The sequence below is a fragment of the Chromobacterium sphagni genome, from assembly GCF_001855575.1.
In the GTDB taxonomy this organism is placed as follows: Bacteria; Pseudomonadota; Gammaproteobacteria; order Burkholderiales; family Chromobacteriaceae; genus Chromobacterium; species Chromobacterium sphagni.
This window is the reverse complement of sequence record NZ_MKCS01000001.1, coordinates 3,364,409-3,379,127: the sequence shown is the minus strand read 5'-3', so window position 1 is coordinate 3,379,127 and position 14,719 is coordinate 3,364,409. Positions and strand designations below refer to the sequence as shown.

The 14,719-nt window shown below is 61.0% G+C and carries 11 protein-coding genes; 3 read left to right on the top strand and 8 right to left on the bottom strand.

Annotated features, from left to right (window positions below):
• Positions 1 to 73: 73 nt before the first annotated feature.
• The 5 genes from BI347_RS15310 to BI347_RS15290 form a co-directional block, all read right to left on the bottom strand.
• Positions 74 to 496, bottom strand: coding sequence for an ExbD/TolR family protein (locus tag BI347_RS15310; protein ID WP_071112311.1), 423 nt, complete (start codon positions 494 to 496; stop codon positions 74 to 76).
• Positions 497 to 506: 10 nt separating this feature from the next.
• The gene (locus tag BI347_RS15305) at positions 507 to 941 is read right to left on the bottom strand and encodes an ExbD/TolR family protein (RefSeq protein ID WP_071112310.1); all 435 of its coding nucleotides are present in this window, start codon (positions 939 to 941) and stop codon (positions 507 to 509) included.
• A gap of 6 nt (positions 942 to 947) precedes the next feature.
• Positions 948 to 1,691: a MotA/TolQ/ExbB proton channel family protein gene (locus BI347_RS15300; RefSeq protein WP_071112309.1), complete on the bottom strand. Its 744-nt coding sequence runs from the start codon at positions 1,689 to 1,691 to the stop codon at positions 948 to 950.
• Between the two features lie 36 nt (positions 1,692 to 1,727).
• Positions 1,728 to 2,381: a hypothetical protein gene (locus tag BI347_RS15295; protein WP_071112308.1), complete on the bottom strand. Its 654-nt coding sequence runs from the start codon at positions 2,379 to 2,381 to the stop codon at positions 1,728 to 1,730.
• Between the two features lie 165 nt (positions 2,382 to 2,546).
• Positions 2,547 to 5,093 (bottom strand): TonB-dependent receptor, encoded by a 2,547-nt coding sequence (locus BI347_RS15290; RefSeq protein WP_071116245.1) that lies wholly within the window; start codon positions 5,091 to 5,093, stop codon positions 2,547 to 2,549.
• Positions 5,094 to 5,834: 741 nt separating this feature from the next.
• On the opposite strand from BI347_RS15290, the gene BI347_RS15285 reads away from it, so the two are divergent.
• The 3 genes from BI347_RS15285 to BI347_RS15275 all read left to right on the top strand — a co-directional run bounded on the left by BI347_RS15285 (position 5,835) and on the right by BI347_RS15275 (position 10,108).
• Positions 5,835 to 7,469, top strand: coding sequence for a S53 family peptidase (locus BI347_RS15285; protein ID WP_083338914.1), 1,635 nt, complete (start codon positions 5,835 to 5,837; stop codon positions 7,467 to 7,469).
• 276 nt (positions 7,470 to 7,745) lie between these two features.
• Positions 7,746 to 9,365: a S53 family peptidase gene (locus tag BI347_RS15280; protein WP_083338913.1), complete on the top strand. Its 1,620-nt coding sequence runs from the start codon at positions 7,746 to 7,748 to the stop codon at positions 9,363 to 9,365.
• A gap of 104 nt (positions 9,366 to 9,469) precedes the next feature.
• Complete coding sequence (locus BI347_RS15275) at positions 9,470 to 10,108, top strand: HugZ family pyridoxamine 5'-phosphate oxidase (RefSeq protein WP_071112306.1); 639 nt, start codon at positions 9,470 to 9,472, stop codon at positions 10,106 to 10,108.
• A gap of 58 nt (positions 10,109 to 10,166) precedes the next feature.
• On the opposite strand, the gene argS is transcribed toward BI347_RS15275, so the two are convergent.
• From argS to BI347_RS15260, 3 genes are all read right to left on the bottom strand, one after another.
• Entirely contained in the window at positions 10,167 to 11,885 is a 1,719-nt protein-coding gene (gene argS, locus BI347_RS15270; RefSeq protein ID WP_071116244.1) for an arginine--tRNA ligase, read from the bottom strand.
• A gap of 140 nt (positions 11,886 to 12,025) precedes the next feature.
• Entirely contained in the window at positions 12,026 to 13,060 is a 1,035-nt protein-coding gene (locus BI347_RS15265) for an MBL fold metallo-hydrolase (protein ID WP_071112321.1), read from the bottom strand.
• Between the two features lie 106 nt (positions 13,061 to 13,166).
• Positions 13,167 to 14,687, bottom strand: coding sequence for a DUF3138 family protein (locus BI347_RS15260; protein ID WP_071112304.1), 1,521 nt, complete (start codon positions 14,685 to 14,687; stop codon positions 13,167 to 13,169).
• Between the last annotated feature and the right edge of the window lie 32 nt (positions 14,688 to 14,719).

The following is a 14,719-nucleotide window of genomic DNA, read 5'->3' as shown; positions in this document are numbered from 1 at the left end:
CCGCGACGGAACAGGCGGCCCAACTGCAGCCGCCTGTTCCCAATCATGCCACAAGACAATGGCTATTTGAATGTCATCTCACAAACTGTTCCGACCCGACGATGCCCAGCTTCGTCAATCCCAGACGCTGCGACTCCGCCAACACCATCGCCACCGGCGCATAACTCGCGTCCTTGTTCGGCTTGATGTGCAACTCCGGCTGCGGCACCGCCTTGCCCGCCGCCGACAGCTTCGCCTCCAGCTGATCCCGACCCGCCAACCTCTCGCCGTTCCACATCACCGCGTTGTCCGGCGCTATGTCGATCTGCACCACCACCGGCTTCTCCAACGGCTTCGACGGCGTGTTCACCGGCATGTCCAGCTTCACCGCGTGCGTCTGGATCGGTATCGTGATGATCAGCATGATCAGCATCACCAACATCACGTCTATCAGCGGCGTGGTGTTGATTTCCATCATCAGGTCGTCTTCGCCCGACGAACCCACATTCATCGCCATCTCTATTCTCCTAGTTCCGCGCCGGCGGCTCGGTGATGAACGCGATCTTCACGATACCCGCCTGCTGCACCGCCAGCACGATCCGGCCGATCGGCGCGTACTTCGCCTCCGCGTCGCCTCGAATGTGCACTTCCGGTTGCGGGGTCTTCTTCGCTTCCTTCACCAGCCGCGCCAGCAGTTCTTCCTGGCTCTTCATCGGCAGCGTGTTCCAGTAAATCGTGTTGTGGGTGTCCACTCCCAGCACGATGTTTTCCGGCTTGGTCTGCGTCGGAATGTTCTGCTCTTTCGGCAGCGTCATCTTCACCGTCTGCGTCACCACCGGCACGGTGATCAGGAAGATGATCAACAGCACCAGCATCACATCCACCAATGGCGTGGTGTTGATCGCCGACAGCACTTGATCCTCTTCCGCCCTGCCGTGGCCAAAGCGTTTGTAACGGGCCATGGCGATTTACCGGGTCGGGTTGTTCAGCAGGCTGGCGTGCAGACGTCCGGAGACCACGCGCACGTTGTCCAGCACTAGCTTGTTGCGGCGCACCAGCCAGTTGTATCCCAGCACCGCCGGCACCGCCACCGCCAGACCGATCGCGGTCATGATCAGCGCTTCGCCCACCGGACCCGCTACTTTATCAATCGAAGCTTGCCCCGAGGTGCCGATCTTCACCAGCGCGTGGTAGATGCCCCATACCGTGCCGAACAGGCCGACGAACGGCGCCGTCGAACCCACGGTGGCGATCACCGACAGGCCGTTCTGCATATGGTGACTGGCCGAATCCACCGCGTCGGAGATCGCCATCGACACCCAGGTGTTCAGATCCACGCGATTGGACAGCTCGCCCTTGTGTTCGCCGGCGGCTTCGATGCCGGCCTGCGCCACCGCGCTGTACATGCCTTCGTCGGCCAGTTCGCTGGCCGCTTTTTGCAGGTCCACGCCGTGGTGGCCCAGCAGTTCGTGTCCCTGCTTGATCAGGCGACGTTGTTCCAGCAGCTTGACGATGCCCACATACCAGGTGGAGGCGGACATAATCAGCAGAATGATCAGGGTGCCGCGCGCGACGAAGTCGCCTTGCGACCACAGCGCGTCGATGCCGTACGGGTTGTCGGTCACGGTTTCCGCCGCCAGCGCCGGCAGCGCGGTCAATGCCGCAGCCGCAGTCAGTACCTTGCCCAGCAGAGCGCGAGTGATTTTAGCCATGGTATTTACTCCTTTGTGTCTTGAGATGCCCTGGTCTTAGGAGCCAGAGTCGAGTTTGAAACCAAATTCCTGTTTCAGCTGGGAATTGGCCTGGCAGGTGTAGCCTTGCAATGCGGCGGTGATCGCCGACTTGAAGCTGCTGCGGTAGCGCGGCGGAATGCCGCCGTCGAAACCAATATTGCTGATGCCGCTGAACTTGCCGTCCGCGCCGACGCCGAACACCACCGTCACCACGCCCTGGACTTCGTCTTCCTGGGCCTTGCTCGGGTATTCCGGCGCTTCCAGATGGCTGCAGTTGGCCTTCGCCGAGATCGGACCCTTCGGCGCTTCCACCGCGGGCGCCGGCGTCGGCGCCGGTTGCGGCTTCGGATCCGACGTCACCGACTGGATCGCGTTCGCCGACTGCACCACCGGCGGCGGATTCACCACCGGCGGCACGTAGGCCTGCGGTTTCGGCGCCGCTGTCGGCTGCACCACTTTCTCGATCTTCGGCGGCGGCGGAGGGGGCGGCGGCGGCGGTTCGCTGATCACCGCCACTTCCACCTTCTGCTGGATCACCTTGACCACGCCCTGCGCCAGTCCGGTCACCAGCGCGTAGATCAGCAGAGCATGGAACACGATCACGCCGATCAGGCCGGCGCTGCGCCGGTTTCTCAGACTAGGGTTGCCTTTTATGGGAATACTTGCCATGTCTTTTCACATGTCCTTCCACTGCGTTGGTGACCGGCATGATTAGCCCTGCCGGCCATCCGATTTACAACCCGGGGTGAACCCTCACTCCGTCTCGCAATCTCTACGCATGAATCTGCCCGCCTCCGCCAGTCTAAGCCAGCGAGGCGGGCATTCGTGCTCCAATTACATCTTGTAGTTGGCCTTCAGGAAGTAGGCGCGGCCCACTTGATCGGCGAAGCGCGCGTCATAGTTGGCCTGGAACAGGTAGGTCTGATTGCTGTAAGGCGGCAACTGGTCAAACAGATTGCGAACGCCCGCGGTCAGCGTCAGATGCTTGTTCCATTCGTAGCTGCCGGACAGGTTCCAAGTCGAGTACGGCTTCACGAAGTGCTGGGTGCCATCCGGGTTGAGATGCTGGTCGGTGTATCCCGACTTGTAGCTCTCGGACAGCACCGAACTCCACGGTCCCAGCGACCAGTTAAAAGTCAGCGTATGCTGCCAACGGAAGGTCGGCTCGTTCAGCGTGGTCGGATATTGGCCCAGATTGCTGTAGTACTGGCCATTTGCCACGATCTGATAGTCGCTCTTGGCGAGGTAGGTACCAGCCAGTTCGATGCCGAAGTTACCGTAATTGGTCTTCGGCAGCGTCCAGCGGAAGTCCAGATCCACGCCTGCCGAGCTGGAGTTGCCCATGTTCATGGTGGTAGCCTGCCCCACCAAGTTGCCATTGCTGTCATAAGACAACAGGTTGGCGTATTGCGGCGTGAACAGGGTCGCTTCCGGCAAGGTGCCAATCTGGTCCTTGATGGTCACCCACCAGAAATCGGCACTCGCGGTAATGCTCTTGGTGGGTTGAATCACCATGCCAAACGACAGCGAGGAAGACTTCTCCGGCTTCAGGTGCGTATTGCCACCAGTCATCATGTAGCGCTGGATCTGGGTGCACGACGAGGACATGCTGGGGCAAGTCAGCGGATTGGCGTAGTTATTGCCGGTCAGCTGTTCCTGATTGGGCGTGTACATATCGTACAACGACGGCGCGCGGAAACCGGTGCTGGCGGACGAGCGGAACAGCACCTGCGGCGTCATTTCATAGCGCAAAGACACTTGCGGATTAACGGTATCGCCGACATCGTTGTAATGGTCATACCGCACTGCTACCTTACCATCCAGATTCTTGATGATAGGAATGTCAGCTTCGCCGAACAGGGCATCCACCGTACGATTGCCCTGAGTGTTCTTGGACAGCGTCATGCCAGGCCCAAGCGCATCAGTGGTAATGGGGTAGTTGAAATTGTGGGTGAGCGTATCGTGGCGGGTTTCGCCGCCGAACGCCACGGCCAACATGCCGGCCGGCAACTGGTAGATCTCCTTGCTCAAGGAGAAGTCCGCGCCGACCGAAGTGTACTTGCCATCATCGAGATGACCGGTCAGACCGATCTTGCTCCAGACGCTGGGGTCAGTGGCCATGCCGGTGGTCAGGCTGATCTGATTGTTCAGATAAGCATTGGTCAACTCGTTGATGCCGGTGAAACCGCTTACCAACTCCTCGGTAGCATAGCTTTCCGAGTACCCTACGCCGGTACGATAGTCCCAACCTGCCACCAGTCCTTCCAGATTCACCTGCAGCTTCTGGGTAGTGCTCACCGCCTCAGTGTTACGGTCACCCAGCGGGATGGTCCGCAATGCAGGCAGAATCGGATTGGAGCCGCTGTTGATGCCTTGCGTGCCGCTAGGAAGCTGCACATCGCCAAAGGTCGGCGTAGGCGCGGACAAGGAGTTGGTCTTAGTGCGCGTGATGTTATAAGTCACCGACAATTCATGATTGTCGCCGATGCGCAGCGTGCCCTTGGCCAAACCGGAAATCTGCTCCGTTTCCGGCTGAATACCAACCATGGACGACGGATACATCACGCAGTAACCGCCCTTGGCCGTGGCGCCATAGCAGTTAGGATAAGAACTCGGTCCAATCAGCGTGTTGCCGCCGTCGATAGAATAGTTGCCCGGATAGCTGTTAACGCTGGGCTTGGTCGTCGGCAGGATGGCGGAAGCGAATGCCCGCTGATTGGCCATCACGGGATCGGTTTTGTGGTAATTCACCGTCGCATAGACGTTGAAGCCATCCTTGGCGAGGCTGCCATAGCCGTAAGAGCCTTCCAGATTTTTCTCATTGCCCCCCGAACGTTGCGGGGTCAGGAAATCCCCGCCCAAGGTCAGGCCTTGCACGCTCTTCTTGGTGACAAAGTTGATTACGCCACCTACCGCGTCACTACCATAAATCGCAGCCGCGCCGTCCGGCAGCACTTCCACACGCTCAATGGAGCTCAGCGGAATGGAGTTCAGGTCGGCTGCGGTGCCGTCAAATGGATGATAGGCGATGCGGCGGCCATCCAACAGCACCAGCGTGTATTGCTGGCCCAAACCGCGCAGGTTGGCAAAGGCGGCGCCACCGGTCGACTGGCCGACGCTGGAGTTGGCGCCGATATTAGACTGGTTGGACGACAGTGCATTGACCACCTGTTCCACCGTAGTCAGGCCTTGCTTGGCCAGGTCATCCACTTTCACTGTGGTCAACTCGGTGGCTTTTTCATCTTTCAGCCGCTTGATGTGCGAGCCGATTACATCGACACGCTGCAAGGACGCATCGGAATCATCAGCATAAGCCGCCGCAGTCGTCATGCTACCGATCAGCGAAAGCGCCACTACCAGTGTTTTTCTCTTGTAATTCATGATTTCTCCAAATCCCTTTTTGTAGATGTGTCGTCCATTCGCCTCGTGGGCACATGGCTCTATGTTTTGTTCATACCGAGGAGATGCGTTTTGAGTGTGAAAGTTTGTAATGACTAACGTCAACAACCATTTACTTTCATGATTCCAACAAGAAAAGAAGCGGACATTTTCTTTTTTGGTTGAAACAAACCGTCACAATTCATGCACCATGAATTGCAATGGAATTCCACCCTACAAACCGCAAACAAGTCACAATTAGTCACAAATACACATAAAAACATATACTCCAATACAGAATTCCCCTCCCCTATTTGTTGCTTTTTTGCATTTTTCCTTCGGATTCTGTTGTGTTTTTCACAAATACCTCCCTGCTATTTCTTCATCAATCATCAGCTTTACTCATTGAATCCATGAGCAATCCTGAATAACCAATTTTTCCCAAAAACAGAACAAATGCTCTATTTCGTCATTTAACGAAATGCTTAATCTTTCAAAATGGATAATTCTTGTATTTTTCATTAATAAACCATGCCAATTATGAATTTGTGTTAAATCCATTTGGCATTTTCACTGCGTTTAATCTATTGCGAAATAGTCGTATGAAATTACGACATGCCTCCGCAAGCCGGAGGATGTTTCAAGACGAAGGGTGCGGACACAATTCGCAATACAAACCCCGTCTCTATCAGGGAAAGACATACCGTCAGTCCCTGCACTCAACTGCAAAGAGGAGAAATTTGCATGTTTGCAAAACAGCACGCTATCGCATTGATCGTATCTGGCTTGTTTGCCCTGGGCGCTCAGGCAGCTGAACCTTGGGTCGCTACCGCCACCCAGGCCCACCCGGTACTCGGCACTCTGGCCGCCAACGCCAGCGTGCAAAGCGCGGGCGAAGTCGCCGCAGGCCAGTCCGTTCACGTAGCCGTGACGCTGAAAGTCCGCAACAAGGCTCAACTGGATGCACTGACCAGCAACCTGCTGGCCGGCACCAGCCACAAAACCCTGAGCCATGCCGAATTCATGGCCCAATACGCGCCGACTCAGGCCCAGGTGCAACAGGTTGTCGCCCACCTGCAGAAGAGCGGCTTCCGCAACATCAAGGTTGCCGCCAACCGCATGCTGGTTAGCGCCGACGGCAGCGCCGCCAGCGCCAAGACCGCCTTCAACGCCACCCTGCACCACTTCAATGTGAATGGCCGCAACACCTTCGCCAACGTGACCGCCGCCCAAGTGCCGCAATCGCTGGGCAACGTCGTTCTGGCGGTGCACGGCCTGCAAAACGTTCACACCTTCCACACAACCCTGCAAAAAGCCGGGGTGAAGACCCTGGCCTCAGCCAAAACCAACGCCGCCAGCGGCCACAACCCGACCGATTTCCCGCTGATCTACAACGCCAGCAGCCTGCCGCCGGCCAGCAACACCACCGTGGGCATCATCTCCGAAGGCGACCTGACCCAGACGCTGCAAGACCTGCAGCAGTTTGAAGACTCCGCCGGCTACAGCTACGTTCAGACCAATGTGGTCAACGCCGGCGACGCATCGTCTGACACGGATGGCATCGGCGAGTGGAACCTGGACAGCCAGGACATCCTGGCCGCCGCCGGCGGCGCGCTGCAGCAGCTGAACTTCTACGTCGCCACCTCGATGACCAATGCCGACATCACCGCCGCCTACAACTCCGCAGTCAGCGATGGTTCCGCCAAGGTGATCAACGTGTCGCTGGGCGAATGCGAAAGCGACGCGCAGAGCGACGGCACCGTCGCCTCCGACGACCAGATCTTCCAGACCGCGGTGGCTCAGGGCCAGACCTTCTCGGTGTCCACCGGCGACTCGGGTTCGGCTGAATGCAACGGCCCCGGCCAGAGCTACCCGGCGACGTCGCCGTACGTGATCGCTGTGGGTGGCACCACGCTGTACACCAGCGGCACCAAGTACACGTCGGAATCGGTGTGGAACGGCGGCGGCGGCGGCCCCAGCGTTGTCGAAGCGGCACCGGCTTGGCAAACCAAGGCAGGCGTGCTGACCACCTCGAAGACCAAGCGCGGCGTGCCGGATGTGTCGTTTGACGCCGACCCGCAAAGCGGCGCGCTGGTCATCGTTCAGGGCAGCAACCAGCAAATCGGCGGCACCAGCCTGGCCGCACCGCTGTTCTCCGGCTTCTGGGCTCGCATCCAATCCGCCAACGGCAATAAGCTGGTATCGCCGAACACCGCCTTCTATCAGTACTTCAAGGCGAATACCGGCCTGTACCATGACGTGACTTCCGGCAACAACGGCGGCTATAAAGCCGCCAAAGGTTGGGACTACGCCACCGGTTGGGGCAGCCTGAACGTTTCCGCGCTGAACACCTTCATCAGCAGCCACTCCGGCTTCTGATCCAGGCATTTCAGCTAAGCTGACCAGCCCCGGGCCCGCCCGGGGTTTTTTACATTTTTTCTTTTCAAACTCGTCTTGCTGCTGCCGAAACAATGGCTAACAGTTGCCGGCAGCGCTGACACCACAGCGTCATACCTATCAAATAGTTACAGATAAACCGGGTAATTTAAGAGTAAATACTTTACAAATAAGGAGGCTCTCGCTATCTAGTAAAAACCCGTAGCGCAACGGACTAATCTTCGAAGTGTTCGGCGGGTTTCAATCAGGAGAGATGGGATGTCGGTGAAAAATCAAATCCTTACAATGCTGCTAGGCAGCGTGATCAGCATCGGCGCGCAGGCTGCCGGCGGTTGGGCCGCCACCAGCACCCTGCCCCACCCGGTACAGCAACTGATTCCCGGCGCCTCGGATAACGGCGAAATCGCCAACGGCGAGCTGGTCCACATCGCCGTCAGCTTGGCGGTGCGCAACAAGGCCGGGCTGGACTCGCTGACCAGCAGCATCCTGTCCGGCCAGGGGCAGCCTATCAGCGACGCCCAGTTCATGGCGCAATACGCGCCCAGCGCCTCCCAGGTGCAGCAAGTGGTAAGCCATCTGCAGCAGAACGGTTTCCGCAATATCAGCGTCTCTCCCAACAACTTGCTAATCACGGCCGACGGCAGCGCCGCCACCGTCTACAGCGCCTTCCAGACCAAGCTGCACCGCTATAGCGTCAACGGCCGCCAGGCGGTGGCCAACGTCGCCGCGGCCCAGGTGCCGGCCAGCTTGGCCAGCATCGTGCTGGCGGTGCACGGCCTGCAGAATGTCCACCAATTCCACACCGCCTTCCACGCGCAGGCCGTCGCCAAGACCAGCGTCGGCGTGATGGCGCACAAACCCGCCGACTTCGCTTCCATCTATAACGCCGCCAGTCTGCCGGCGGCCAAGAACAGCGTGGCCGGCATCATTGCCGAAGGCAATCTGAACCAGACGGTGGCCGATCTCGGCAGCTTCGCCAGGAGCGCCGGCTTCGCCGCGCCCAGCATCGCCATCGTCAATGCCGGCGCGCCCAGCGGCGACACCTCCGGCATCATCGAATGGAATCTGGACAGCCAGACCATACTCGCCGCCAGCGGCGGCGCGCTGAAACAGCTGCAATTCTACGTGGCGCCGTCGATGAGCAATGCCGACATCGCCGCGGCGATCAACGCGGCGGTGACGGCCAACAGCGCCAAGGTGGTGAATGTCTCGCTGGGCGAGTGCGAACTGAGCGCGCAGTACTCCGGCATGACCGCCAGCGTGGACCAGATGCTGCAGGCCGCCGTGGCACATGGCCAGACCTTCTCCGTTTCCAGCGGCGACGCCGGTTCCTATGAGTGCGGCGGCGGCACCGCCTATCAAAGCTATCCGGCGGTGTCGCCCTACGTGATCGCAGTCGGCGGCACCACGCTGACCACCAGCGGCAACACCGTCTACAGCAGCGAGAAAACCTGGAGCGGCGGCGGCGGCGGCGCCAGCTATACCGAGGCCGCACCCGCCTGGCAGACCAGCGCCGGCGTGCTGACCACCAACAAAACCAGGCGCGGCGTGCCGGACATCGCCTTCGACGCCGACCCTAACAGCGGCGAGCTGGTTCTGGTGGCCGGCAGCACCTATCAGGTTGGCGGCACCAGCCTGGCTGCGCCGCTGTTCACTGGTTTCTGGAACCGCATCCAGTCGGCCAACGGCAACAAGCTGACCTCCCCCGCCACCGCCATCTACAAGTACTTCAAGGCCAACCCGTCGCTGTATCACGACGTGGCCAGCGGCAGCAACGGCGCCTACAAGGCGGCCAACGGCTGGGATTACACCACCGGCTGGGGCAGCCTGAACGTGGCCAGCCTCAACAACTTCATCGGCAAGACCGCAGGGTTTTGAGCCGGCCGTCACCTCCGCCAGACAACGCCCCGCCCAGCCGGGGCGTTTGCTTTGCTACCGCGACAACATAAGATGTCCGCATCGCTTCAACCGATAGCCAGACCATGAAACCCAACCTCGCCGTCAGCCTGCTGCACCAGTGCCAATACGCCACGCTTGCCACCCAATCCCTGAAATACCCAGGCTACCCTTACGCCACCACGGTGCAGTTTTTCTGCGACGAGCGCCAGCGGCCGGTATTTCTCGCCAGCGCGCTGGCCGAGCACAGCAAAAATCTGCTGGCCGACCAGCGGGTCAGCCTGTCGCTGCTGACGCCCGGCCAGCCCGCCGCCCAATCCGCTACCCGGCTGACCATATTGGGCGATGCCGAACGCTTCGAGCCTGAAGCGCTTTTGCGCCGGCGGCTGCTGCGCTATCTGCCGGAAGCTGAAGAATGGCTGGCGCTGGATTTCATGTTCTTCCGCCTGCCGCCGGCCAGGCAGCGGCTGATTGTCGGCCTCGGCCAGATGGGCTGGATAGACGAGAGCGCATGGTCACAATTGCCGGCGCTGTCGCTGCGGGATGAACAAGCCCTGCTGGAGCAGGCGCAAGCCGGACTGCCCGCCGCCATCCGCCTGCTCGGCTGCGACTGCTTCGGCGCGGATTACCTGCAAGACGGCGCATACCGCCGCGTCGACTGGAGCCGGCCCTTGCAAGACCGCGGCGAGTTGCTGAACCAGCTCAAGCGACTGTCCGGCGCCTGATTCCGCCATGAAAAAGCCCACCGCATGCGGTGGGCTTGGGCCTGGCGCCGGCAGAGGCTTACATCGCCTCCAGCACCTTGATGCCAAGCAGGTCCAGGCCGGTTTTCAGGGTCTTGGCGGTCAGCGCCGCCAGTTGCAGGCGGCTGGCGCGCACTTCGCCCTCGCTCTTCAGGATCGGGCAGGCCTCGTAGAAGCGCGAGAACAGCGTGGCGATCTGGTACAGGTACTGCGACAGGTAGTGCGGGTAGCAGCTATCGGCCACCGACAACAGCGTGTCCTCGAACTGCACCAGCGCGGCGGCCAGCTGCTTCTCGGCCGGCTCTGTGATCACGACGCGGGCGTTGGCGTCGTAATCCTCGGCCTTGCGGAACACGCTCTGCACCCGGGTGTAGGCGTACTGCAGATACGGCGCGGTATTGCCTTCGAACGCCAGCATGGTGTCCCAGCTGAAGATGTAATCGCTCATGCGGTTCTTGGACAGGTCGGCGTAACGCACCGCGCCTATGCCCACCGCGGCGGCGATTTCGCGCTTCTCGGCTTCGGGCAGGTCGGGATTCTTCTCCGCCACCAGCGCATAGGCGCGCTCTTCCGCTTCCTGCAGCAGTTCGATCAGCTTGACGGTGCCGCCGGAGCGGGTCTTGAACGGCTTGCCGTCGTCGCCCATCATCACGCCGAAGCCGACATGCTCCAGCTTCATTTCCTCCGGCGCGAAGCCGGCCTTGCGGCAGATGCTGAACATCTGGGCGAAGTGCTGGCTCTGGCGGGCGTCCACCACGTAGATCACGCGGTCCAGGCCCAGGGTCTTGTGGCGGTAGCGCACCGCGCCCAGGTCGGTGGTGGTGTACAGATAGCCGCCGTCCTTCTTCTGGATGATCACGCCCATGGGCTGGTCTTCCTGGGTGCGGAACTCTTCCAGGAACACCACCTGCGCGCCTTCGCTCTCGGTCAAGAGGCCCGCCGCGCGCAGTTCCTTGACGATGACCGGCAGGTCGTCGTTGTACGAGGACTCGCCGCGCACGTGCTCGCGCTTGAGGTTGACGTTGAGCTTGTCGTACACCGCCTGGCAGTGCTCGAGAGATATCTCGACGAACTGCCTCCACAGCCTCAGCACTTCCTGATCGCCGCCTTGCAGCTTCACCACGTAGTCGCGGGCGCGGTCGGCGAACTCTTCGCTCTCGTCGAAGCGGATCTTGGCGTTGCGGTAGAAGGTTTCCAGATCAGACAATTCCAACGCGGCATTGCCGTCCTGGCTGGTTTCCACCAGATAGGCGGTGAGCATGCCGAACTGGGTACCCCAGTCGCCGACGTGGTTGGCGCGCACCACTTCGTGGCCAAGGTACTCCATCACCCGTGCCAGCGCGTCGCCGATGATGGACGAACGCAGGTGGCCGACGTGCATTTCCTTGGCCAGATTGGGCGACGAGTATTCCACCATCACGCGCTGCGGCTTCAACGGCGCGAGACCCAGCTTGTCGTCTTTCAGGGCGGCTTCGCTTCGTCGGGCAAGATATTCAGGGGCTAGATGAATATTGATGAAACCCGGTCCGGCGATTTCCACCTTGTCGGCGATGCCGGCAAGATCCAGCGCCGCCACCACTTTTTCGGCCAGCGCGCGCGGATTGGTTTTCAATGCCTTGGCGGCGCCCATCACGCCGTTGGCCTGGTAGTCGCCAAAATCCGGCTTGGACGCCGGCTGGATCACGGCCGGCGCGGCCGGCGCGCCCGCTGCTGCCAGCGCCGCCTGCACCCGTTCGTTGATCAGTTGATGAATTGTCATTGGTAGCCCCACGAAATGCCGCGAAAACGAAAACGCGTCTTCGCTTCTGAAAATAAACTTGTGTTTGATTGTATGCGCCTAAGCCTGCAGCGGCAATGCTTGCCGCCCCCGCCCGCCGCGGAAAATGCCTGTTGCTTGATCTAGCGCGGCCGCAGCCAGAAAGTCTCGCCCAGCGCGGGTACGGCGAAGTCGGCCGGCGCAATGCCGTATTTCTCCAACTCCGCCGCCAAATCCAGCGGCGGCTGGTGCAAGGCCTCGTCGGTCAGCGCGAAAGTACCCCAATGCACCGCCAGCGCGCGGCGCGGCTTCATGATGCGGAAAATCTGCACCGCCTCGGCCGGGTCGATGTGCTGCGCCTGCAGAAACCAGCGCGGCTGATAGGCTCCTATCGGCAACAATGCCAGGTCCAGAGGACCGATGCGCTTGGAAACCAGGGCGAAGAGTTCGGGATGATACCCGGTATCGCCCGGATACCAAAGCTGCAAACCATCGCCCCTCACCGCGAAGCCGCCCCATAGCGCGCGGTTGCGGTCGCCGAACACCCAACGCTTGCTCCAGTGCTGGGCCGGCGTCAGCACCGCTTCCACTCCGCCCAGCTTGAAGCTCTCCCACCAATCCAGTTGATGGATATGCCCGGCCGGCACGCCGGCGCGCAGCAAGGTGGGCGCCACGCCCAAAGGCACGACGAACTGCGGCGCGCCGCTGGTTTGCCGCGCCAGTTGACGGACCGCGTGGAAATCTAGATGGTCGTAATGATTGTGGGTGATCATCACCAGATCGATGGCAGGCAACTCGTCAAGCGTCAGCGCCGGCGGCAGCAGGCGCCTGGGGCCTGCCCACTGCAGCGGCGAAGCCCGCGCCGACCACACGGGGTCCAGCAGCAGATTCAATCCGGCCAACTGGATGAAACCGCTGGCGTGGCCTATCCAGGTATACGACGGCCGGCTGCGGTTGGCGGCCAGGGCCGCGGCATCCGGCGCTTGCCGGCGGATGTCCTGCAGCCGGTGCGCGACCGCCGGCATCCGCCAGCGCTGCCAGTTCCAGCGCAGCAGATCGGCAAAGCGCGGCTGCTTGAACGGATACAGGTTTTGGTAGCCGTCCACGCCATGGTGGGAACGGGCGGCGTCGGCGCGGTAGCGCGGCAATGGCCAATGCGGCAGCAGTTTACGGAACATGCGCATACTCGTGGCGAAAACAATGCCGCCATTCTGCCGCAGACGGATGGCCGCTCCAAATAAAAAGCGGCGGGTCTCCCCGCCGCCGGCTGTCCCGCATCCCGCCTCAGAAGGTGTAGACCGCCTGCGCGCCCAATAGATCGTTGCTCTTGCGGAAGCTGCCGTCGTTGCGCAGGAACACGCTTTCGCTGGCCCAGTCGTGGCGGTATTCCAGCTTCAGCGTCAGCTGGTCGGTGGGGAAGAACAGCAGATCGGCGGTCAGCGCCTGGCGATTGGCGCCCTTGCAGTTGGTGGCCCCGCTGGCCAGGCAGGCTTGCGACACGCCAAAAGCGTTGGTGCCGTCATAGCCGCTGGCGTTCAGCGCGATGCCGCCGCCGCCGCCGCCGTTCTTGCTGTCGTTCAGGTAGTCGTAACGCAGCGTGGCGCCCATCTTGCCCACCATGTCGGTCATCCACTTGCGGTGGCCCAGCAGCGACACGCCGTACCATTGAGCGCTGCCGCCGTTCCAGGCCGCGTTCTGCTGCTGGCCATAGTCCAGTTCGGCGTTGTACAGCACGTCGCCCAGCGTGTAGCTGGCGTCGGCCTCTGTGAAAAAATAGTTGGAATAGGGATTGGCGGAAGTGCACTGATAGCCGTAGCCGGTATTGCCGGCCAGGCAGCCATTGGTGGCGGGCACCGGGCTGGTGGCTGACTGCGCCGCGCTGGTCAGCAGCGTCTGCCGGCCGGCGTTGAACGACCACCCCAGATCCAGCGCGCTGCTCCAGGTGTAATCCAGCCGCGCGGTCACCGTCGGCGTGTTGTTGCTCTTGACCTGCGGATTGCCGGTTGCCGTGTTGGTGCCGGTATTGGCCAGATTGGCGTGGGTGCGGTACTGCTCGTTGGCCAGCAGGAATTTCCACGCCCACACGTCGTGGCTCCAGGCGAAGCCGGCGCCGACGTAGCTGCCTGGATCGCTGAAGTCGTACAACAGGCCGTGGGTCAGCGTCACCATCTGGTTAGACTGCTGCACCTCGTAGCCGCCGAAGCTGTTCATCAGCCCGGCATTCACCGACCAGGTGTCGGACAAGGGAAAGTTGATCACCGCGGTGTTGATGATGTTGTTGCCGCTGCCGCCGTCCAGCAGCGTGTTGCCGGAACCGCGGTTGGGCATGATGCTGATCTCGGCGCTGGGCGCGGTGGGGCCGACACCGAAGGTCTTCTTGATATCCAGGTACACGTCGCCGAAGGTGCTATTGCTATAAGCGTAGGTGTTCTGGTGATTGAGGAACTGGAATCCCGAGCTGTTGTTGCCGCGATTGTAGATATAAGTGGGATCCAGGTAGCCGGTGATGCTGAGGCCGGCGATCGGTCCCTCGTTAGCGGCGGTGTTGAGCCGATCCACCTTCAGCTCCATGCCGGCCACCCTTTCCTTCAGCTCGGCGTTGGCGTCCTCCGCGCCAGCCGCCGCCGAGGCCGCCGGCACCGGCTTCTCCGCCGAGGCGGCTTCCACCGCCTTTTGCAGTTCCTGCATCTGCGCCTGCAGCTTTTGCATCTGCGCCTTCAGCTTGGCGATCTCGTCCGCCTTGGCGTCCGCCAGCGCCATGCCGGGCAGCGCCGCAATCAATGCACTGATCAGTACCCTCTTCATCGTCATTTCTCCTTGTGTGAACCTGCCTGCCG

Coding starts and splice junctions, on each gene's coding strand:
- BI347_RS15310 (WP_071112311.1), bottom strand. CDS start 496: ATGGCGATGAATGTGGGTTCGTCGGGCGAAGACGACCTGATGATGGAA.
- BI347_RS15305 (WP_071112310.1), bottom strand. CDS start 941: ATGGCCCGTTACAAACGCTTTGGCCACGGCAGGGCGGAAGAGGATCAA.
- BI347_RS15300 (WP_071112309.1), bottom strand. CDS start 1,691: ATGGCTAAAATCACTCGCGCTCTGCTGGGCAAGGTACTGACTGCGGCT.
- BI347_RS15295 (WP_071112308.1), bottom strand. CDS start 2,381: ATGGCAAGTATTCCCATAAAAGGCAACCCTAGTCTGAGAAACCGGCGC.
- BI347_RS15290 (WP_071116245.1), bottom strand. CDS start 5,093: ATGAATTACAAGAGAAAAACACTGGTAGTGGCGCTTTCGCTGATCGGT.
- BI347_RS15285 (WP_083338914.1), top strand. CDS start 5,835: ATGTTTGCAAAACAGCACGCTATCGCATTGATCGTATCTGGCTTGTTT.
- BI347_RS15280 (WP_083338913.1), top strand. CDS start 7,746: ATGTCGGTGAAAAATCAAATCCTTACAATGCTGCTAGGCAGCGTGATC.
- BI347_RS15275 (WP_071112306.1), top strand. CDS start 9,470: ATGAAACCCAACCTCGCCGTCAGCCTGCTGCACCAGTGCCAATACGCC.
- argS (WP_071116244.1), bottom strand. CDS start 11,885: ATGACAATTCATCAACTGATCAACGAACGGGTGCAGGCGGCGCTGGCA.
- BI347_RS15265 (WP_071112321.1), bottom strand. CDS start 13,060: ATGTTCCGTAAACTGCTGCCGCATTGGCCATTGCCGCGCTACCGCGCC.
- BI347_RS15260 (WP_071112304.1), bottom strand. CDS start 14,687: ATGAAGAGGGTACTGATCAGTGCATTGATTGCGGCGCTGCCCGGCATG.